Below are 21,038 nucleotides of genomic sequence, written 5' to 3' on the forward strand. Positions count from 1 at the left end.
ACCGCTCAGTAGACGCGGGACGGCCCCGCGTCTACTCGGACGGCGTCCGGGTGCGCGGGGTCGGTCCAACGCCTCCGTGGTTGAAGGAAGTGGGGGAGCCAGGGGAGGAGTGGGTCCGGGGAGCGGTCGAGGATGCCGCCTGCGGGGTCGTCTACGTGGTCGCGGCGGACCAGGTCGGTTTCTGGGCGCAGGATTTGGTAGATGATCATGGCGCACAGGCCGATGACAGCCAGGTCACGCAGCACCACCGTGGCGGTGAACCACTGTTCGGGGAGGCCCTTGTTGTCCTCGCCGAGGTAATAGAACATGCGTGGCACCCAGACCAGGGCGTCGATTGTCATCCAGGCCAACAGGATTCGGCGGTGGGGGAGGGCCAGGACGGCGAGGGGTACCAACCACAGGGAGTACTGCGGGCTCCACACCTTGTTGGTGAGCAGGAACGCGGCGACTACCAGGAAGCACAGCTGGGCGAGGCGGGGGCGGCGGTTGGCGGTGAGTGCCAGGTAGGCGATGCCCGCGCAGGCCAGGACGAACAACAGGAGCGAGACCGTGTTCAGGATGGCCGGGGGCTCACCGTGCGACAGCGGACCGTCGAAGCCCTCCCAACCGGTGAACGAGGAGATCACGTTGTAGATCGAGTCGGGGTCGGCGTGACGGGTGGTGTTGAGGCGGAAGAACTCTCGCCACCCGTTCGGGAACAGCACCGCGATCGGCAGGTTCACCGCACCCCACGTACCGAGGGCCGCCGCCACAGCGAGCGTTGCCGAACCGAGCGGACGCTGCGCGAAAATCTGTGTGCGCGTCGGTGTTGCACGCAGCCAGGCGCGAACCGCGGCGAGGCTGTCGATATCGCGTAATCGCAGACCGGCCTGAGCGGCGGGCACACGTTGCATCGGATCGGTACGCAGACACAACACGATGATCGGCCCGAGCAACAGCAGCGGATACAACTTCGCCGCACCGCCCAGACCGAGCAGCACCCCGGCGAGCACCGGCCGCCGCCGCGCCCACGCCAGCAGTCCGGTGGCCGCGAAAGCCGTTGCGAGGGCGTCGAAATTGGTGAAGATGTGCACGATCACCAGTGGCGACACCGCGATCAACGCGGCATCCCAGACCCGGCGCCCGGCTAGTCGCGACGATGCCCACACCGTGATCAACCACCCCACGGCCAACCCGAGCGCGACCACATTGAAGTACACGACAACCGACAGCGCACCGGGCAGCGGCAGGTGATCCCACACATTGCCGATCTGCATGGCCGCGTACTGGTAGAGCCCCGAAAGCACCGGGTACTCCATGTATCTGACCTCGGTGCCACCGTCGGGTGTCGACTCGAGCCAGTACTTCTTGTAGGGGAACGCGCCCTCGTTGAGCCGCTCGGCGCCGTAGAGCGGCACCGTGTCGGAGTAGCACATGGCCACGTATTGGCGGCCGTTGTTCCAGTCGAGCATCAGCCCGCCCGCGCCGTCGTCGGTCTGCTGGATGCAGCCCGCCTTCGTCGCCCAACCGAGCGCGAGGAAGACGACGGTGAAGGCGAACAGCACCCGCAGCGGCGTCCAGAACCGGACCCGGCCGATCAGCGCGTGCGCGCCGACCGGGCCGCCGATCACCGTCGACAGTTGCGAGGTGAGGGAATCGTTGCGGCTCGGGCGGTCTCGCGCGTCGATCGAACGCAGGTCCGGTGCCAGTGGGGCGGGCGACACGTACCGCGGCTCGCGGCCGGGCCAGGTGTCGTTCGGCGCCGGCTGGTCCGCGAGTTGCTGATCGGTCACGACATCCGAGGCTACCGGTGGCTATCGGGAACGCGTCGGTGTGGCTCCCGCGCCGCCGGTCTCCTCGTCGTCGTTGCCGCCACCACCAGGCCTGCCGTTGCCGTTGCCGGGTGACTCGCCCGGCGTCGCGGTCGGCTGACCGGGCAGCGGGCCGGTGGTCGGCTCCGCCTGCTGCGGCGCCTGCACGGCGGGCTGCTGCACACCGGGCACGGGGATGCGGATACCGGGCAGGATCTCCACCTGCGACGGCACGATCACCGGCGGCGCGATGGTCGGCGCGGTGGTCTCCGGCGCCGTGTAGGGCGCCGACCATTCCGGCACACCGGCCTGGCCCTTGATCGCGGCGGGCTTGGGGAACGTCTCGGTGGGGGTGCCCGCCAGGGCGCCGTCCATCGTGGCCTTCCAGATGTCGGACGGCAGGCCGGAACCGTAGATGTGCGCGCCGCCGTAGTTCTTCAGCGGGTCACCCTGTTCGGTACCGACCCACACCGCGGTCGACAGCGACGGCGTGTAGCCGACCATCCAGGCGTCGCGGTTGTTGCCGGTGTCGCCGAGTTGGTGGGTACCGGTCTTGGCGGCCGATTCCCGGCCACCGGCCAGGTTGTGGTTGTTGGAGTAGGCAGCGATCGGCTTCATCGCCGCGGTGACATTGTCGGCGACGGCCGCGCTCACCCGCTGCTCACCGGCCGGTTCGCCGCGATCGAGCAGCACCTGTCCGTCGGCGGTGACGACGCGCTGCACGAAGTGCGGTGCGTGGTACATGCCGGAGGCGGCCAGCGTGGCGTAGGCCGAGGCCATGTCGAGCGGACGCGACTGGTACTGGCCGAGGATGATGCCGTTGTTGGGGCCCGCGCCGTCGGGTTCGGTGAGCGTGGGGCCCACGCCCGGCAGTTCCTTGGCGATGCCGAGCTTGTGACCCATGTCGGCGATCTTCTGCGGACCGTTCTGCATGTCGAGCTGCATCCGGTAGAAGCTGGTGTTCAGCGAACGCTTCAGCGACTCGGCGATCGTGCACATACCGCACGACTGGCCTTCGACGTTGTTGATCTCGATGCCGTTGACCTTGAGCGGCGAGCTGTCGTACATCTGCGACAGCGGAATGCCCTGCTCGAGGTTGGCGGCGAGACCGATCACCTTGAACGACGAACCGGTCGGCAGACCCGCGTTGGCGAAGTCGTAGCCCTGGCCGTCCTCACCGCCGTAGTAGGCGCGGACAGCACCGGTGCGCGGGTCGATGGAGACCACCGCGGTGCGCAGGTTCTCGGGTTCGCCGTCGAGCTTGTTGCGCGCGGCGTTCACCGCGGCTTCCTGCGCCTTCGGGTCGATGGTCGTGGTGATCTGCAGGCCCTCGGTGTTCAGCTGCTGCTCGCTGATGCCCGCGGCGGACAGTTCCTCGAGCACCCGGTTCTTCACGTGCCCCTCGGGCCCGGAGTCCAGGCTGTTCTCGCCGAGCGACGCGATGGGCACCACAGCCGGATACTGCATCGACTGACGTTCGGCCGCCGACAGGTTGCCGCCGGAGACCATGCCGTCGAGCACGTAGTTCCAGCGCGACTTCGCGCCGGTGGGGTTCTTCTCCGGGTCGAGCAGCGAGGGCAGCTGAATGGTCGCGGCGAGGACGGCGCCCTCGGGCACGGTCAGCTCCTGCACCGGCTTGCCGAAGTAGGCCTTGGCGGCGGCGTCGATGCCGTACGCGCCACGACCGAAGTAGATCGTGTTCAGGTAGGCGGCAAGGATTTCCTCCTTGCTCCACTGGCGGGCCATCTTGGCCGAGATCACCAGCTCGTGCATCTTTCGGGTCATCGAGCGCTCGTCACCGACCAGCGCGTTCTTCACGTACTGCTGGGTGATGGTCGAACCACCACCGGCGCTTTCCTTGCCGAGGATGTTGTCGCGGGCGGCACGGGCGAAGCCCGACACCGAGAAGCCCGGATTGGTGTAGAAGTCGCGGTCCTCGGCGGCGATCACGGCATTGCGCACATGCGGCGGGATCTGGTCGATGGAGACCTCGGTGCGGTTGCCCTGCGGCGGAACCACCTTGCTGATCACGCTCGTGCCGTCGGAGGCGTAGATCATGGCGACCTGATTGGTCTCCAGATCCTCCGGCTTGGGTACGGAGACGGCGGTGTAGGCGACGAGGAAAACGGCACTCGGCACGACGATGGCCAAGGCCATCAGGACATACATTGTCCGGCGCACGGCACGCCACGGCGATTTCTTGGTCACCGAACCATCCCTACCCGAGCCGTCGTCGCCCCCGCCACCATCGCGGCGATTGCGTGGCCCGACCGGCGGGGGTGTGCCGCCGGTTCCGGTGGCGCGGCGTTCACCGGTGGTCGGTCCGCCCGGACGACGACCCGCGCCGGGTCGCGCGGCGACGGGCGTGCCACCGGTACGCGGACGACCCGCCTCCTCGCGCACGGTCCGCGGCGGATGACTCGCCCGCACCGTCGACTCGTCGACACCGGGACGGGGAAGTTTCTGAGTGGCGCCGGCAGCTCCTGCGGCGGGCGCGGCCGGGCGACCCGGCACGGGCCTGCCCTGCGGTGCACCGGGACGGTCCTGCGGTGCACCGGGTCGCTGCGGCGGCTGACCGGGCCGACGCGGCGGCATCCCGCCCGGCGGCGGCGCGGGCTGACGGTTCTGCGGCTGCGGACCACGTGCGCCGGGCGCGGGCCCACGCCCGGTCGGTGCGGGCGGACGCCCACCCGGTCCACCCTGCGGGCGCGGCGGTCCGGCGGGCGGCGTCGGCCGACGCGGCGGCCCGACAGGACGATCACCGGACTGCGGACCTGGTTGTGCACCCCGCGACGGGCGGCCGCCGCGCGGATCGTCACCGTAAGGGGAGGGCTCGTAGGGCGAACTCACTGACCAGATCTCCATAACTCGTAAGGTTCGACCGGCACACAACATCCGCGCCGGAGGACCGGCGCGGATATTTTGCACCCCGAACTGCGGCGCGTCACGCGGCCGCTGTCATTCGGCCGCAGAGCGACGTCCCGCTCTCGGTCCCGCCCGGCGACGGGCGGGCGCGGGCGCCGACCCGAGCACGTACGACTGCACCAGGTGGTTCCAGCTGCACGAGCGGCACACCTCGACGACATGCACCGAGAATTCCTCGTTCGACTCTGCCATCCGCGTCAACTCGTCGGGTGTGCGCGCCGACCCGGCCGCCTGGCCGAGCCCGTCGCCGAACACCCACGACACCAACGTCAGCTGCTCTTTCCGGCAGATCGGGCAGGTCACCTCGCTGCCGCGACCGTGGAACTTCGCGGCTCGCAGCAGGTAGGGATTGGCATCGCACACCTCGGCGACACCGACCCGCCCCGCGTAGACATCGGCGAGCAGCGACCTGCGCCGGAGCGCATAGTCCACCACCTGCCGCTGAATTCGCACGATCACCAGAGTAGCCGGGATTGATTTCCACCGCCGGTGCCACCGCTTGTTGCCCCCGGCGGCCTTAGACTCCCGATACCGGGTACTTTCCGGGTCTTTTCGCAGGTGAGGCATGGCAAGTAGATGGCAGATTCTCCACAGGCGCGCTCCGTCGCCGATCCCCGGACAAGGGCGCGTGATATCGATCGCGCCGAGGTGTCGACCGTGCTTGACGCGGCCTACGCGGAGGGCCAGCTCGGTGCACAGGAGTACCACGACCGGGTGAAACGGGCCGGTTCGGCGCGCACACTCGGTGAATTGCGTGGTCTCACCGCCGATCTGCAGTCTCCCGCGGTGTTCGGTCCGACCACCGAACGGAAGCGCTTCGGCCGCAAGCATTCCGGCGAGTACCCGGCCAGGACCAAGGCGCGCGACGACGACCGGGCACGCACGATCGCCGCCCTCGACACCGCCCGCGCCGACGGTCAGCTCGATGCCGAGGAGCACACGGCGATGACCGAGCTGGCCGCCGAAGCGCGCACGCTCGGTGAGCTGGCCACCCTCGTCGCCGAGCTCCAGCAGCGCCCGGCGCCACCGGTGAAACCCAAGGCGCGCAACACCTTCCGCATCGTGACGATCGCGGCCGTCGGGCTCGCGGCGGTCGGCGGCTTCGCCTGGACGATCCGGGCCGACGAACCGGCCGCGAAGGAAACCGCCGCGTCGGTCGACTACGACGCGGCCCCGCCGCTGGTGATCCCCACCCCGAACCTCAACACCATCGCCGGATTCGTACAGTTCCGCGACGACTACCGCACCAAGTTCGGCGACGCCGTGGTCGACGAGGCAGTGCTGCACGACGAGCACGCCTCAGCGGTCCGCCGCGCACCCGACAACGGCGACTGGACCGTGAGCTACACCTATCGCGGCGGATTCGAACGCTCGAATTCGCAGGTCACCACCCGTGACCGCAAGGCGGTCGACATCGACCTGGCCCAGGTGAACACCGACGCCCTCGCCGCGGTGCTGAACGCCGCCGCCACCACCCTCGGTGTACCCGGCGGCGTGGTCTCCCACTACCGGATCGCCAACGACACCTGGGTCGGCAGGCCCTCGATCACCGTCTACGTGCGCAACGAGGTCTCCCAGTCCGCGCATCTCGTCCTCGCGCTCTCGGGCGAAGTGCTGAAGACCTACCCGTACGAAAGATGACGCGATGAAGACCACCTCCCCGGCGAAGAACCTGCGGGCCCGTGACGCCGACCGCGCCGACGTGTGCGCCCTGCTCGACGCCGCCCTGGCCGACGGCCAGCTCACCGAAGCCGAGCACGGCAAGCGCACCGCCACCGCCATGCGCGCCGAGACCTTCGGCGACCTCGACCGCCTCGTCGACGACCTGCAGATCCCCGACGGGCTGGCCGCCACCCCGGCCGCGCGGGGTGTACCCCGCGCCCCGCGACGCTGGTGGATCCCGGTGGGCGCGGTGGTCCTCGCGGGCCTCGTCGGCGCGGGTGCCGGTCTGCTCGGGCGCAGCACCGTCCTCGCGCCGCCGCTGCCCGATCTCACCACCGGCAACGGCTTCGCCCATTTTCTCGCCGACTACCGCGCCGAATACGGAAGCGCGCTCGCCGACGAGTTGACGCTCTATCCGGAGTACGCGCTGGTAGAGCGCGATTCCGGGAAGCCGGGCAAGCAGGACGAGCTGCAATATCGCGGCGATTTCGACCGGTGGGGTTCACCCGGTTCGCGCCCGCCGGGCACGCACTCGTTCGACCTGGCCACGGTCGACCTGGCGAAGTACGCGCGCCTGATGTCAGGCGCCCCGCAGACCACCCGCGTGCCCGGTGGCTGGGTGTCGCACGTGCTCGTCCGGTTTCCACCGGGTGGCGCCAAAGATGCCGAGCCGGAAATCAGCATCTACGTCAAGAACGAGGCCGAGCAGAGCGGCTATCTGAAGATCCGGCTCAGCGGCGAACCTATTGCGGTGTACCCGGCAGACTCCTGACCTGCTGATTCGCTCGGCCCCGACGGTCGGTTCCTCACTCGTGTGAGGGATACGACTACGCCCTGATGTATCGCTCCGATATAGTGGGAAGTCGCATCCATCGGTTAGGTCCGTTCGGCCTGTCAGGCCGTCATAGTCAGGGAGTGAGGTCGGCATGCTCGAGTTGGCGATTCTCGGCCTGCTCCTCGACGCGCCCATGCACGGTTACGAGCTGCGCAAGCGGTTGACGGGCCTGCTCGGGGCGTTCCGGGCCTTCTCCTACGGTTCGCTCTACCCGACGCTGCGCCGGATGCAGGCCGACGGGTTGATCGCCGAGGAGATACCGGAGGGCGCGACCGCGCGCCGTGCGCGCCGCGTCTACCGGCTCACGCCGGTCGGGCGGGAACGGTTCAAAGAACTCCTCGCCGATACCGGTCCGCAGAACTACACCGATGACGGCTTCGGTGTTCATCTGGCCTTTTTCAGCCGCACCCCCGCCGAGGCGAGGATGCGGATCCTGGAGGGCAGGCGACGCCAGGTCGAGGAGCGCCGAGAGGGTCTGCGGGAAGCGATCAAGAAGGCCAGTGGCTCGCTGGATCGCTACACCCGCCAGCTCCACCAGCTCGGATTGGAATCAAGCGAGCGCGAAGTGCGCTGGCTCAACGAGTTGATTGCGGCGGAGCAATCGACGAAGGCGGCACCACAGAAAGAGGGAAAGAGCGGCCATGAGTGATGTCAACAAGGTTGGATCCGGCGAAGTACGCGTCGCGATCGTCGGTGTCGGCAACTGCGCATCGTCGCTGGTGCAGGGCGTGCAGTACTACAAGGACGCCGATGAGAACGCGGTCGTTCCGGGTCTGATGCACGTCCGGTTCGGTCCCTATCACGTCAAGGACGTGAAGTTCGTCGCCGCGTTCGACGTCGACGCCAAGAAGGTCGGCTTCGACCTGGCCGAGGCCATCTTCGCCAGCGAGAACAACACCATCAAGATCTCCGACGTGCCGCCCACCGACGTGACGGTCCTGCGTGGCCCGACCCTCGACGGCATCGGCAAGTACTACGCCGAGACCATCGAGCAGTCCGAGGCTCCGGCGGTCGACGTGGTCAAGGCCCTGAAGGATGCCAAGGTCGACGTCCTGGTCTCCTACCTGCCGGTCGGCTCCGAAGAGGCCGACAAGTTCTACGCCCAGTGCGCCATCGACGCGGGTGTCGCGTTCGTCAACGCGCTGCCGGTGTTCATCGCCTCCGACCCGGTGTGGGCCAAGAAGTTCACCGACGCCGGTGTGCCGATCGTCGGCGACGACATCAAGTCGCAGGTCGGCGCGACCATCACCCACCGCGTGATGGCCAAGCTGTTCGAGGATCGCGGCGTGGTGCTCGACCGCACCTACCAGCTCAACGTCGGCGGCAACATGGACTTCAAGAACATGCTCGAGCGTGATCGCCTGGAGTCGAAGAAGGTCTCCAAGACCCAGGCCGTCACCTCGAACCTCACCGGTTCGCTGGCGGGCAAGGTGCACGACCGCAACGTCCACATCGGTCCCTCCGACTACGTGGAGTGGCTCGACGATCGCAAGTGGGCCTACGTCCGCCTCGAGGGCCGTGCCTTCGGTGACGCCCCGCTGAACCTGGAGTACAAGCTCGAGGTGTGGGACTCGCCGAACTCGGCGGGCATCATCATCGACGCCGTCCGCGCGGCCAAGATCGCCAAGGACCGCGGCATCGGTGGACCCGTCATCCCGGCCTCGGCCTACCTGATGAAGTCCCCGCCGGAGCAGATCGCCGACGACGTCGCGCGCACTCAGCTCGAAGCGTTCATCATCGGTGCCGACTAGTCACTGAACGAAAAGGCCGGGCACACAATGGTGTGCCCGGCCTTTTTCGTGGGACTCAATCCAGGGAGACGTACACCTCGACCGAGGTGGGCCCGGTGTAGCGCTCCAGTTCCGCGGTGTGGGAGCGGGTGATGGTTCCGGCGTTCTCGGCCTTGATCACCTGGGCCCAGGCGGTGCGCAGCAGGTCGTAGGGCTTGTCGGAGACGACGAATTTGGCGTAGCGGCCCGCGGGGATGCGGGTCAGGACGTCGCCTTCGTCCACGTCGTCGAGGCCGGCGACCTCGTAGCCGAGGACGGCCACGGCGTGGTCGTTCTGGCCGATGTAGGCAGCGGCCCGGGTGACCGGCTTCTCGCGGGACAGGTAGCGGTCCCAGGTGAAGTTCACCAGGTCGAGATCGCGGGCGGTGACCTCGCGACCGGCCAGCGGCACGGTGAGTCCGGCGATCAGGCTGTTGTCCAGGGTGACGATCTCGAAGTCGGCGGTCATCGGCTATTCCCCGCTCTGCGCGTCGTCGGTCAAGGAAACGAAGATCTCGACGGTGCGTTCGTCGGGGTACTGCTCGCAGTCGCCGGTGTAGGCGCGCACGAACTCGCCCGCGGCCTCGGCGTCCCAGACCTGCCGCCACAGGGCGACGATGGTGTCGCCGATCTCGTCACCGTGCGCCACGAACCGCGCGTAGCGACCCGCCGGAATCCGCGCGAGCACATCGCCTACCCGCAGGTCGGCGAGGGTTTTGCATTCGTAGCCGACGATATGGGTGAGGTAGGAGTTGATCTCGGGCGCGAAGTCGACATAGCCCGTCGCGAACGGTCCGGGTAAGTCCTGTCGTGCCCGTAGCCGCTGCCACGCTTCCACCACTTTGGCGCGTCGTGGCCCCTCCACAGCGAGCGCCGGACTGCGCAGCACTGTGCCCGCGATCAGCATCTCGGGACGGTCAACGACATTGAAATCCACCTGCGTAGCCCCTATGTCTAGTCTCGTCGTCGCTCGAGCGCACATCTTCCCGCATGGATACGACAGGTTCCGCGCCGGGATTCCGCCGGCGCCCGATCTCCGGATGCGCACTGGCCAACGATGTTGCCATGTTCGTGCAGATGTGTGGTCACGCCTGTCCAATCCGTGATCTAGCGCGGCGCCTCACCACCCAGTCCGGGGAACCATTCGCCGGGTGTACTCGGGCTTGGCGCGGGCGGGATGATGATGATCGGTGCCGGATTGCGTGGTGTGTCGCTCGGTGGGTTGAGGATGTCGAAGCCACCACCGCCACCGCCGCCACCGCCACCGGATGAGGGCGGCGGGGCAGGTACCAGTGACCCGCTGCCGCCCAGCGGCGGAGTCGGGAATTCCTCCACGGGCGAACCGGCGAGCGCGGTGTCCATCGTCTGCTTCCAGATGTCGGCGGGCAGCCCCGAACCCCAGATCGGGTTGCCGCGTCCATCGCGCAGCGGCTGCGGATGCTCGGTACCCACCCACACCGCCGTCGACAGCGACGGCGTGTACCCGACCATCCAGGCGTCCTTGTTGGCCCCGGTCTCACCCAACTGGGTCGTCCCCGTCTTGCTCGCCGACGGCCTGCCCCCGGCCAGGCCGTGCCCGTTGGAGTAATTGGCGATCGGCTCCATCGCCCGCGTGGTCGCGTCGGCGATGGCCGGGCTGATGCGCTGCTCCGGCTCCGGAAGTTGTTTGCCCCTGCGGGTTTCCGGCGGACCACGATCGAGCAGCACCTGACCGTTGCCGGTGGTCACCCGCTGCACGAAGTACGGCTGCCGGTACACCCCCGACGCGGCGAGCGTGGCATACGCCGACGCCATATCGATCGGTCGAACCAGGTACTGCCCCAACACGATTCCGTTGAGCGGTGGCTCGCCGTTCTCGGTGAGCGTCTCGCCCTCGACACCCGGGATGTGCTCGGGGATGCCCGCGAGATGCGCGGCCTGGGCCACCGAGCGTGGACCGTCGGCCATCGTCATGGTGAGCCGGTAGAAACTGGTGTTGAGGGACCGTTTCAGCGCCTCGGCCAGCGAACACCGTCCACACGAGTCGCCGTCCACATTCTTGATGGTCGTACCACGATCGGTGATAGGCGAACTGTCGATCGCCCGCGTCACCGGGATGCCCTGCATCTGGGCGGCGACGAGCGCGAAAACCTTGAAGGCCGAACCGGTTTGCAGCGGCGCCTGGGCGAAGTCGAATCCGGTGCCGTCCTCGCCGCCGTAGTAGGCGCGCACCGCACCGCTTCGCGGGTCGATCGACACTACGGCCGCCCGCAATTCCGGTGGCTGCCAGGAGGATCGGGCGCGCACGCTGTCGACGGCGCCCGCCTGCGCGACCGGATCGATGGTCGTGGTGATCTGCAGGGCGCCGGTATTGATGTCGGCGTCGGTGAGTCCGGCGGCGCGCAGTTCTCGCAGCACCATGGTGCGGATGTGGCCCTCGGGCCCCGATGCCTCGGGTTCGGTCGCCACGTCGTCGAGGGCGAGGATCGGCGGGAACACCGTCGCGTCACGGTCGCCCGGAGCGAGTACGCGCATCTCGACCATCCCGTCGAGCACGTACTGCCAGCGGGCGCGCAACTGGTCGAAGTGGGTTTCCGGGTCGAGCACCGAGGGGGAACGGATCACCGCGGCCAGCACCGCGCCTTCGGCCAGAGTCAGTTCCGGCACCGGCTTACCGAAGTACGCCTTGGCCGCCGCCGCGATGCCGTAGGCGCCGCGACCGTAGTAGATGGTGTTCAGGTACGCGGCGAGGATCTCGTCCTTGCTCCACTGCCTCGACATCTTCGCCGCGATGATGAGCTCGCGCATCTTGCGGGTGACGGTGCGTTCGGAACTCAGGAAGGCGTTCTTCACGTACTGCTGGGTGATCGTCGACCCGCCACCGGCGTTGTCGTGCCCGGCCAGGTTGTCCCGTGCCGCGCGCAGGAACCCGCTCGTGGAGTATCCGGCGTTGGTGTAGAAGGTGCGGTCCTCGGCCGCGAGCACCGCCTCCCGCACGTGCATGGGCACCTCGGTCAGCGGGATGGGAATCCGGTTGCCTTGCGGCGGAATGATTTTCGCCAGCACCGTTGTGCCGTCGGCGGCCAACACCGTCGCCGGTTGCTCGACGGCCACCTCGCCCGGTTCAGGGATCTCCGAGCTCCAGTACACCGCGAAGAACAGCAGCGCGGGCACACACACGAAGATCACGAACAGCGCGAAGACCAGCCGCCGGATCCGCTGCGCCCTGGTGCGTGGCGGGCGGGGTTCCGGGTCGTCGTCGCCCGCCAACCGGGCAGCCTGGGCCCGCCGGGCCGCACCCTTGCGCGGCTGCTGCTCGCGCAGAGGATCCCGGAAGCCTGCGATCGACGTATACGGCACGTCCTCGTCGGAACGCCCGCGCCTGCCGGCCACGACCATCTCCTCCCGTCGGTGCAGGCGACTTTACCCGCCTGCACCGGCATAACCCGGGAGGAGCACGCCCGTCAGCTCTTCACGCCGCCCGCGGTGAGGCCGGAGATGATGCGGCGCTGGAAGATCAGCACCATGATCACCAGCGGCACGGTGACGATCACACCGGCCGCCATGATCGCCGCGTACGGCTGGACCAGCGGGTCGTTGCCGGAGAAGCTCGCGATGGCGACCGTCACCGGCTTGGTCTGCTCACCGGAGAGCAATCGGGCGAGCAGATATTCGTTGACCGAGGCGATGAACGCCAGGATCGCGGTGGTGAACACCGCGGGCGCCGCAAGCGGCAGCATGACCAACCGGAACGCCTGCAGCTTGCTCGCACCGTCGATGCGCGCGGCTTCTTCGAGCTCCCACGGCAATTCGGCGAAGAACGACGCCAGGATGTACACCGTCATCGGCAGTACGAACGAGATGTTCGGGATGATCATCGCCTGGTACTGGCCGATCCAGCCGAGGTCGGTGAACAGCTGGAACAGCGGCGTCACCAGCACGACGGCAGGGAACATCGACGCCGAAAGGATCAGCCCCGAAACCAGGTACTTGCCCGCGAAGGTCATCCGGGCGAGCGCGTACGCGGCGAGCACGCCGAGCAACAACGCGACCACCGTCGTCACCGAGCCGATGATCACGCTGTTGAGCAGCGCCTTGCCGAAGTCGTTGCCGCGGCTGGTGTCGAAGGCGTTGCGGAAGTTCTCCAGCGTCATGTGGGTCGGCCACGGAGTGCTGTCGAAGGTGTGGGCCGGGTCGCGGAACGCGACAACGGCCATCCAGTAGAACGGTCCGAGCCCCCATACGAGCACGATCGCCACACCGAGGTACAGGCGAACGGTTCCGAGCCGTCTGCGCCACGAATCCGACTGTGTCGCAACAGGTTCGCGTTCGGCGGTGGGCTCTTTGGTCATCGAGATGCTCATCAGTTCGCCTTCCGCTGCTCTTCCTGCGTGCGAACGGCGTTGGCGCCCAACACCTTCACCAGCAGGAACGCGATCGCGAACACCAGCACGAAGGTGATCGTCGACAGGGCGGCCGCGCTGTTGGGACCTTGGCGCACCTGGTCGACCACCAGGATCGACAGGGTGCTGGTGGCCGGGTTCGCGCCGGTCATGATCGCGGGCAGGTCGTACATGCGCAGCGCGTCCATGGTGCGGAACAGCACCGCGACCAGCAGTGCGGGCTTGAGCAGCGGCAGCGTGATGTGCACGAACCGCTGCCAGGCCGAGGCGCCGTCGACCTTGGCCGCCTCGTACACGTCGTTCGGGATCACCTGCAGCCCGGCCAGGATCAGCAGCGCCATGAACGGGGTGGTCTTCCACACGTCGGCCACGATCACCGCGAACCTAGAAGCCCACACATCCGAGGTCCACAGGATCTCGGTGCCGAGCACCCGGTTCACCACGCCGTCGTACTGGAACATGAACTCCCACAGCCGCGCGGTGACAGCGGTGGGGATGGCCCACGGGATCAGCACCGCGGCCCGCAACAGCGCCCGGCCACGGAAGGTCTTGCCCATCACGATGGCCATGCCGAGGCCGAGGGTCGCCTCGATCGTCACGGTCACCACCGTGAAGAACAGGGTGACCCCGACCGCCGCCCAGAACTGCGACCCGAGCGTGCCGGTCGGGCACGACACCGTACCCATCAGCGAATTGCATTGCTGCAGTAGCCAATGGGTGTAGTTGTCGAAACCCGCGCTGCCGCCCTCGACGAACATTCCGGTGGCGGGGTCGATGCCTGCGTCCTTGCGGAACGACATCCACAGCGCCTGGAACACCGGATAACCGATGACCACGGCCAGCGCCACCATCACCGGCGTCACGAACAGCCACGCCCGCCGTGATTGCCTCAGTTGCAGCGCTAGCCCGCGCTGCTTGGCTCCCGAAGGATCCGACACCGTTTCTACTCTCCTACGGTCTGGTCGGGTCCGCTGCGCGTACCGCTACGAACCAGCGGTCTCGATGCCCTTTTGCATGCCTGCGACTGCGTCGTCGACGGACTTCGTGCCGTTCAGGGCAGCATATGCGTTGTCCTGGATGGCCTTTGACACCGCCTCGTAGAACGGCGAGACCGGTCGCGGCACCGCGTTGGCGATCGACTCCTTCAGCGCGGGCAGGTACGGCATCTTCGCGATCAGGGCCGGGTCGTCGTAGAGCGAGGTACGCACCGGCGGGAAGGCGCCCTGGGCGACGATCTGCTGTGCCTCTTCGCTGACCATGAAGCGAACGAAGTCGGCGGCGGTGGCCTTGTTCTTGGAGAACGCGCTGATCGCGACGTTGTAGCCGCCGAGGGTCGAGGCGCCGACATCGGTCTTGCCGGGCAGCGGTGCCACGCCGAAGCGGTCCTTCACCATCGAACCCTCGCCGTTGGCCTGGCCGTACAGATACGGCCAGGTGCGCAGGAACAGCAGCTTGCCCGACTCGAACGCGTTCGCGCTCTCGCCTTCCTTGAAGCTGATGGCCTCTTTGGGGATGTCGCCGCGCTGGTAGGCGTCGACCAGAACCTTCAGGCCCTCTTTGGATTCGGGACTGTTCACGGTGGGGGTCTTGCCGTCGGCGCCGACGAAGCTACCGCCGTAGGCGTTGATGACCTCGGAGGTGTTCACGGTCAGGCCCTCGTAGGGGAACAGCTGACCGGCGTAGCAGCCGATGTTGTTGTCGCGCGCGATCTGGCACTGGCCGAGCATCTCCGACCAGGTGCGCGGCGGGTTGGGCACCAGGTCCTTGCGGTAGTACAGCAGGCCGCCGTTGGTGTTGCGCGGTGCCGCGTACAGCTTGCCGTTGTAGGTGGCGCTGGCAACGGTCGGCGCGAGCAGCGGCGCGGTGTCGATGGCGAAGCTGCCTTCGAGCGGCTGGATCCAGCCCTTGGCGGCGAACTCCGCGGTGTAGGGCACGTCGAGGGCGACCACGTCGTAGCCGTCCTGCTTCGAGCGGAAGTGCTCGGCCATGTCGTCGCGCTGCTGGTCGGCGTCGGCCGACTGCTCCTTGAACGTCACCTGCTCGTTCGGGTGCGCGGCGTTCCAGCGGTCGATGAGCTGCTTGACCATCCCGGTCTCGGAGACGTCCTTACCCTCGACGTAGGTGATCGGTCCACGCCCGGTCAGGTTCTGGTCGAGGGCGTTGCCGCCGTTGTCACTCGAGCAGGCGCTGGCGAACGATGCGGTAAGCAACGCAATCGAGGCAGCAGCCATCGTCGCTCTGGGGACAAACTTCAAGGCCATCGCAGACACTCCAGGGTCGAGACAGTGAGCAGCAGCACAGTGCGTCGGTGCAGGGGCAAACATACAGGATTTGTGGCGGCGCGGGCGCCGCGTGTTCGCGGCCCCGCCGGTCCCGACGATCAGGTACCGTGGCTTGCTCCTTCGTCGCCTACGCCACGGCACCTGATCGTCGGGACGGCCGCGAACCGCCGCTGCGCGGCGATCCCTCCTCGAGGTCGGGATGTGGTGGCGGGTAGTGCGGTTATGCGTGCTGAAGTGTGTCGGTGTGGTGGCCTACCCTCGATCGAGTGACCATTGCATCGTCGGCGGGGCCGGACCGGATGCTCTCCCGGATCGGTGGTTTGCTGCGCAAGGCCGAGGCCACCGACAACGAGCACGAGGCCGAGGCGTTTCTCGCGGCCGCGCAACGGCTGGCGACGAAGTCGTCGATCGATCTGGCGGTGGCGCGCTCGCATGTGGCGCGGCGCGAGCGCAGGTCCACCCCGGTGCAGCGGATCATCCCGATCGGGGAGCCGGGGCGGAAGGGGCTGCGTACCTACGTGCAGCTGTTCGTCGCCATCGCCACGGCCAACGACGTGCGCTGCGATGTCGCGCGCACCTCCTCGCAGGTCTACGCCTACGGTTTCGACGCCGATATCGACGCCTGCGAGGCGCTGTACGCGAGTCTGCTTGTGCAGATGGTGCGGGCCTCGGATCATTACATCAAGTCGGGTGCGTATCGCGAGGCCACGGTGGTGAAGGTGGTCACCGAGAAGCGGTTCGGCCGCACGGTGCGCCGCAAGGTGCAGGCCCCGGTCGCCGGTGTGACGGCGCGACTGAATTTCCAGATGGCGTTCGCGGCGCGGATCGGCGCGCGACTGGCCGAGGTGAAGGCCGAGGTGGTCGCCGAGGAATCGGCGGTCGAGTCGACCGGAACCGCACTCGCCCTGCGCGACAAGGAACTCGCCCTCACCGACTTCTACACCGCCACCTCGGAAGCGCGCGGCACCTGGCGCGGACCGCAGACCTCCACCGGCCATTCGGCCGCGGCCCGGCAGGCGGGCGACCGGGCGGGCCGCAACGCCCGCCTCGGCCCCTCCACCGAACTACCCGCCGCACGCGGCGAACTCACGGGATGAACCGCGAGCCCGACGATGTCTCCGGTCCGGCTCCACGACGCGACACCCAGCGGGCGCGGGTGTACGACGCCGAGCAGTTGGTGCGCGGTGTCTTCGACCGCGCCGAGGAATTCGGGCATCGCACTGTCGATATCTACGGTTCGCAGGTGACCTTGCCCGTCGAGCGGCGATTCGCGTCGGTGGAATCGGTGCAGAGTTATGTCGACAAGGTGCTCGCACTGAATTGGGTTCGAGCCCAATGGGATCGGGCGGCGATTTCCGTGCGGGTCCGTGCGCGGGCGGGCACGGCTGCGGCACACTACGAACGTGCCGCTGCCGTGCTGGCCGTCCCACTCCATACCGGCGCCACCGCGTGGGCGCTGCGCGAACTGGTTGTTCTGCACGAACTCGCCCATCATTTGGCGCCGACCCCCGACGAAGTGTCGCACGGACCCGAATTCTGCACTCGCTATGCGGAATTGGCCGACGGCGTGATCGGTCCCGAAGCGGCTCTGCTGATCCGGGCGACATTCGCCGGTTGCGGAGTCCGCTTCGGGTGAGCCGCCTATCGGTTTCCGGTGCTGCCCGGGGCGCTACCGCGTCCGCCCGACCCCTGTCCGCCCGGGGCGGGAGAGGTGCAGGATTTGCTGTCTGTGCAGGGAGAACTGCTCGTCGAACCGCCACGCCCGCCCCCGCTCTGCGAGCCGTGAGCCGCGGCGTAACTCGTCTGCTCGAATGTCGCCGCGGCGGCCGCACCGGCCCCCATCAGGCTGAACGCGGCGATCATCGTGGCGGCAATTGCTGTCTTCATTGTTTCCCCTTTGTTCTCGGCTACGAGTTGATCGTGCGGGAAGGGGACTAATGAATTCTCAACGGCCGCTTGTAGATAAGGCTCGAGGCTCCCGGCGCATGAGCACCGGGACCTCGATTCGACGGGGTGTTGCCGATCAGTCGTCGGCGACCTGGACGGCGACGTCGATATTGCCGCGGGTGGCGTTGGAGTAGGGGCACACCTGGTGCGCCTGGTCGGCCAGCTGCTGTGCTTCCTCGCGGGTGAGGTGGGGGAGGGTGACCTCGAGGGTGACGGCGAGCTGGAAGCCGCCCTTGTCGTTCGGGCCGATCGAAACCTGCGCGCCCACCGCCGAATCGGCGATATTCGCGCCTGCCTTCTTGCCGACCAGGCGCAGCGCGGAGTGGAAGCACGCGGCGTAACCGGCCGCGAACAGCTGCTCGGGGTTGGTGCCCGCGCCGTCGCCGCCCATTTCCTTCGGCGGGGCGAGCACCACGTCGAGCTTGCCGTCGGTGGTGCGGGCGGAGCCGGTGCGGCCTTCGCCGGTGGCAAGGGCTTCGGCGGTGTAGAGAACCTGCATGGGGAGTCTCATTTCTCGATGAGGGAATCGGTCAGTTTGCGGAGCAGAGTGCGGAGGGCGGCGGCTTCGTCGCCGGTCAGGCCCGCTGCTCGAGCCATTTCCGTGGGGATGGCGCAAGCTCGGGCGCGGACGGCCCGACCGTGCTCGGTGAGCACGATGTCGACGCGGCGTTCGTCGTCGGCCGCGCGTCTGCGCTGCACGAACCCGGTTGCTTCCAGTCGCTTGAGCAGTGGTGACAGGGTGCCGGAGTCGAGCTCGAGCGCCCTGCCGAGTTCGCCGACGCTGCGGCCGTCGCGTTCCCACAGCGCCAGCATCACCAGGTATTGCGGGTAGGTGAGTCCTAGTTGTTCCAGTTTCGGACGGTAGACCGCCGTCATCGCTCGCGAGGCCGCGTAGAGCGGGAAGCACAGCTGCTCGTCGAGGGTGAGTCCGTCGGTCATGTTGGCAACTGTAGCGCACAATTAAGTTGTGCACAACTGAATAGTCGAGTGCTCTCCGGTCGGTGGTCGTACCGGTGTGGTCGGCGTCTACGAAACGGAGCCGGACGTCTGCGTGTCCTCTAGCAACGCGCGCACCCGCTCGTACCGTCGCAGCCACCACCGCACCCGCTCGGCATCCGGATGCCGGTATCGATCCATCGCCGCCGGCTCGGGCTCCGGCGCACTGGTCGGCACCGTCAACCACCCGTCGACCGGGCGCAGCGAGTCCGCGACCAGATCACCTTCGAACAGCGCGAGAGTGCCCAGACCACAGGCGAATTCGAGATCCGGCAGCGTTCCGGCCAGAGCGATCTGGGCTGCCAGCCCCACACTCGTCTCCAGTGCTGACGACACCACCGTTGGCAGCCCCGCGGCCTCGGCAACCGCGAGCGCCCGCCGCACCCCACCGAGCGGCGTGCATTTGAGCACCGCCACATCCGCCGCCCCCGCCACCGCGACGCGCAGCGGATCCTCCGCCCGCCGAATCGACTCGTCGGCCGCGATCGGCACCGAAACCCGCGCCCGCACCTCCGCGAGTTCCTCGATACTCCGGCACGGCTGCTCGACGTACTCCAATCCGCCCGCCGCCGAATCTATTTCCCGAATTCGCCGCACCGCCGTCTCGACATCCCACACCGCATTGGCATCGATCCGGACGGCGCCGGAATCCCCGAGCGCCGCCCGCACCGCCGCCACCCGCGCCAGGTCCTCGGCTAGCGAATCAGGATGATCGGCGACCTTCACCTTCGCTGTCGCACATCCGGATTCACGGACGATTCGTGCCGCACGCTCGGGATCTACGGCAGGCACGATGCAATTCACCGGTACCCGCTCCCGCACTGGCGCGGGCCACCCGATCGTCGCCTGCTCGACCGCGGTAGCCAACCACCCCGCCGCCTCCCGATCGTCGTACTCGGGAAACGCGCAGAACTCCCCCCACCCGTTTTCCCCCCGAATCAACATCCCCTCGCGCACGGTGATCCCCCGAAACCGCGTACGCAGCGGAATCGCATAAACGAAGGTCTCGAAGTCCACGCCATCACCCTAAGCGTTGCGCAGAATCGGACAGGGTGACCTGCGCTGCCTACTTGTCCGCCGGACCGTAGAAGTCAGGGCGCAGGCCAGACCACAGAAACGAGCGCGGTCGATACGTCGCGCCGGTGACGGGTCTCGACCGTAGCCGAGGACGACCGTCGGCGGCGGCATCCGCGTGGACACCGCCGCCGACCGCACTCACAATCTTTCGATGATGGTCGCGTTGGCGAGCCCGCCCGCTTCGCACATGGTCTGCAAGCCGTAACGCGCGCCACGCTGGTGGAGGGCATGGACCAGCGTTGTCATCAGCCGTGCCCCGGAGGCACCCAGCGGGTGGCCGATGGCGATGGCACCGCCGTTGACATTCACCTTGCTCAGGTCGGCGCCGGTTTCCTGCGCCCAGGCCAGGACGACGGGCGAGAACGCCTCGTTGATCTCGATCAGATCGATGTCGGCCAGGTCGAGGCCCGCCCGGCGCAGCACTTTCTCGGTCGCGGGGATCACCGCGGTGAGCATGAGCAACGGGTCGTCGCCCGCGACGGCGAAGCTGTGCAGCCGGGCGAGTGGGCGCAGGCCGAGCTGCGCGGCCCGCTCGCCCGACATGATGAGCACGGCCGAACTGCCATCGCTGACCTGGCTGGCGGAGGCGGCGGTGATCTCCCAGCCGATCTGCGGGAAGCGCGCCGCCATGGCCGGGTCGTAGTAGGCGGGCTTGAGCTTCGCCAGCGTTTCGAGTGTGGAGCCGACGCGAATGCCCTCGTCGGCGGACAGCCCGTTCAGCGGGGCGAGTTCGGCGGCGAAGAGCCCGTCTTTGGTTGCACGCGCGGCCTTTTCGTGGCTGCTCAACGCGAACTCGTCGAGCTGGGTGCGGCTCAGCCCCCACTTGGCGGCGATCAGCTCGGCGCTGATGCCCTGCGGGACCAGGTCCTCCGGATACCGTTGCGCGAAGGCGACCCCGGACAGGTCGGCGGCCCCGAGCGCACTGGAACCCATCGGAACTCGCCCCATGGACTCGACGCCCGCCGCGACGACGATGTCGTACGCGCCCGCGATCACGCCCTGCGCGGCGAAATGGATGGCCTGCTGGCTGCTTCCGCACTGCCGGTCGACGGTGGTCGCCGGCACCGACTCGGGGTATCCGGCGGCCAGTGCGGCCCGCCGGGTCATGTTCACGCCCTGCTCGCCGACCTGGGTGACGATGCCGCCGATCACGTCGTCGACCAGTGCCGGGTCGATGCCGCTGCGCTCGATCACCGCGCGCAGGCTGTGCGCGAGCAGGTCGACGGGATGGACGTCGTGGAGTGCGCCGTCGGGTTTGCCCCGCCCGATGGGGGTGCGTACCGCTTCGACGATGACCGCGTCTCGCATGGGAGTCCTCTTCCCTCTGGCTATATCAGACAATAGCCAGACTAGACGCTAACTATCATCTGCTC

At 67.9% G+C, this 21,038-nt stretch carries 19 protein-coding genes; 6 read left to right on the top strand and 13 right to left on the bottom strand.

Going from position 1 to position 21,038, the window contains the following annotated elements; translation table 11 throughout:
* Window positions 1-5 precede the first annotated feature (5 nt).
* The 3 genes from NCO8_RS26530 to NCO8_RS26540 all read right to left on the bottom strand — a co-directional run bounded on the left by NCO8_RS26530 (window position 6) and on the right by NCO8_RS26540 (window position 5,168).
* Entirely contained in the window at window positions 6-1,703 is a 1,698-nt protein-coding gene (locus tag NCO8_RS26530) for a glycosyltransferase family 87 protein (protein ID WP_067643837.1), read from the bottom strand.
* A 90-nt stretch (window positions 1,704-1,793) separates the two neighbouring features.
* Window positions 1,794-3,959 (bottom strand): transglycosylase domain-containing protein, encoded by a 2,166-nt coding sequence (locus NCO8_RS26535; protein ID WP_210740210.1) that lies wholly within the window; start codon window positions 3,957-3,959, stop codon window positions 1,794-1,796.
* Window positions 3,960-4,748: 789 nt separating this feature from the next.
* Entirely contained in the window at window positions 4,749-5,168 is a 420-nt protein-coding gene (locus tag NCO8_RS26540; RefSeq protein WP_159372838.1) for a DUF5318 domain-containing protein, read from the bottom strand.
* A gap of 123 nt (window positions 5,169-5,291) precedes the next feature.
* Here NCO8_RS26540 and NCO8_RS31930 point away from each other — a divergent pair, with 123 nt between their 5' ends.
* The 4 genes from NCO8_RS31930 (at window position 5,292) to NCO8_RS26560 (ending at window position 8,963) form a co-directional block, all read left to right on the top strand.
* Window positions 5,292-6,356: a DUF1707 SHOCT-like domain-containing protein gene (locus NCO8_RS31930; RefSeq protein ID WP_084457500.1), complete on the top strand. Its 1,065-nt coding sequence runs from the start codon at window positions 5,292-5,294 to the stop codon at window positions 6,354-6,356.
* A gap of 4 nt (window positions 6,357-6,360) precedes the next feature.
* A complete protein-coding gene (locus tag NCO8_RS26550) occupies window positions 6,361-7,149 on the top strand; it encodes a DUF1707 SHOCT-like domain-containing protein (protein WP_067643405.1) in 789 nt (262 codons plus the stop codon).
* Window positions 7,150-7,303: 154 nt separating this feature from the next.
* Window positions 7,304-7,861 (top strand): PadR family transcriptional regulator, encoded by a 558-nt coding sequence (locus NCO8_RS26555; RefSeq protein WP_067497596.1) that lies wholly within the window; start codon window positions 7,304-7,306, stop codon window positions 7,859-7,861.
* Entirely contained in the window at window positions 7,854-8,963 is a 1,110-nt protein-coding gene (locus tag NCO8_RS26560) for an inositol-3-phosphate synthase (protein WP_067497599.1), read from the top strand. Before NCO8_RS26555 ends, NCO8_RS26560 begins: the two co-directional genes overlap by 8 nt.
* Before the next feature lie 55 nt (window positions 8,964-9,018).
* Here the strand turns inward: NCO8_RS26560 and NCO8_RS26565 are convergent, their stop codons facing one another.
* The 6 genes from NCO8_RS26565 to NCO8_RS26590 all read right to left on the bottom strand — a co-directional run bounded on the left by NCO8_RS26565 (window position 9,019) and on the right by NCO8_RS26590 (window position 15,594).
* Window positions 9,019-9,450, bottom strand: a complete 432-nt coding sequence (locus NCO8_RS26565) for a GyrI-like domain-containing protein (RefSeq protein ID WP_067643408.1) — start codon at window positions 9,448-9,450, stop codon at window positions 9,019-9,021.
* A gap of 3 nt (window positions 9,451-9,453) precedes the next feature.
* Window positions 9,454-9,918 (bottom strand): GyrI-like domain-containing protein, encoded by a 465-nt coding sequence (locus NCO8_RS26570; RefSeq protein WP_067497606.1) that lies wholly within the window; start codon window positions 9,916-9,918, stop codon window positions 9,454-9,456.
* 170 nt (window positions 9,919-10,088) lie between these two features.
* Complete coding sequence (locus NCO8_RS26575) at window positions 10,089-12,359, bottom strand: transglycosylase domain-containing protein (protein ID WP_084457501.1); 2,271 nt, start codon at window positions 12,357-12,359, stop codon at window positions 10,089-10,091.
* Between the two features lie 65 nt (window positions 12,360-12,424).
* Window positions 12,425-13,324, bottom strand: coding sequence for a carbohydrate ABC transporter permease (locus NCO8_RS26580; protein WP_084457502.1), 900 nt, complete (start codon window positions 13,322-13,324; stop codon window positions 12,425-12,427).
* Window positions 13,324-14,301: a carbohydrate ABC transporter permease gene (locus NCO8_RS26585; RefSeq protein ID WP_067643411.1), complete on the bottom strand. Its 978-nt coding sequence runs from the start codon at window positions 14,299-14,301 to the stop codon at window positions 13,324-13,326. The genes NCO8_RS26580 and NCO8_RS26585 overlap by 1 nt, the downstream gene beginning before the upstream one ends.
* Before the next feature lie 45 nt (window positions 14,302-14,346).
* Window positions 14,347-15,594 (bottom strand): ABC transporter substrate-binding protein, encoded by a 1,248-nt coding sequence (locus tag NCO8_RS26590; protein WP_174550368.1) that lies wholly within the window; start codon window positions 15,592-15,594, stop codon window positions 14,347-14,349.
* Window positions 15,595-15,944: 350 nt separating this feature from the next.
* On the opposite strand from NCO8_RS26590, the gene NCO8_RS26595 reads away from it, so the two are divergent.
* Both NCO8_RS26595 and NCO8_RS26600 read left to right on the top strand, forming a co-directional pair.
* Window positions 15,945-16,742 (top strand): DUF2786 domain-containing protein, encoded by a 798-nt coding sequence (locus NCO8_RS26595; RefSeq protein ID WP_067643414.1) that lies wholly within the window; start codon window positions 15,945-15,947, stop codon window positions 16,740-16,742.
* Window positions 16,739-17,281, top strand: coding sequence for a TIGR04338 family metallohydrolase (locus NCO8_RS26600; RefSeq protein ID WP_067643417.1), 543 nt, complete (start codon window positions 16,739-16,741; stop codon window positions 17,279-17,281). The genes NCO8_RS26595 and NCO8_RS26600 overlap by 4 nt, the downstream gene beginning before the upstream one ends.
* A 387-nt stretch (window positions 17,282-17,668) precedes the next feature.
* On the opposite strand, the gene NCO8_RS26605 is transcribed toward NCO8_RS26600, so the two are convergent.
* From NCO8_RS26605 to NCO8_RS26620, 4 genes are all read right to left on the bottom strand, one after another.
* Window positions 17,669-18,091 carry an organic hydroperoxide resistance protein gene (locus NCO8_RS26605; protein WP_067643420.1) on the bottom strand — a complete coding sequence of 141 codons (423 nt, stop codon included), beginning with the start codon at window positions 18,089-18,091 and terminating at the stop codon, window positions 17,669-17,671.
* A gap of 8 nt (window positions 18,092-18,099) precedes the next feature.
* A complete protein-coding gene (locus tag NCO8_RS26610) occupies window positions 18,100-18,531 on the bottom strand; it encodes a MarR family winged helix-turn-helix transcriptional regulator (protein ID WP_067497623.1) in 432 nt (143 codons plus the stop codon).
* A gap of 87 nt (window positions 18,532-18,618) precedes the next feature.
* Window positions 18,619-19,605 (bottom strand): o-succinylbenzoate synthase, encoded by a 987-nt coding sequence (locus NCO8_RS26615; protein ID WP_067643423.1) that lies wholly within the window; start codon window positions 19,603-19,605, stop codon window positions 18,619-18,621.
* 198 nt (window positions 19,606-19,803) lie between these two features.
* Window positions 19,804-20,973, bottom strand: coding sequence for a thiolase family protein (locus tag NCO8_RS26620; protein ID WP_067643426.1), 1,170 nt, complete (start codon window positions 20,971-20,973; stop codon window positions 19,804-19,806).
* Window positions 20,974-21,038: the final 65 nt, after the last annotated feature.

The organism is Nocardia coubleae NBRC 108252 (assembly GCF_001612805.1).
In the GTDB taxonomy this organism is placed as follows: domain Bacteria; phylum Actinomycetota; class Actinomycetes; order Mycobacteriales; family Mycobacteriaceae; genus Nocardia; species Nocardia coubleae.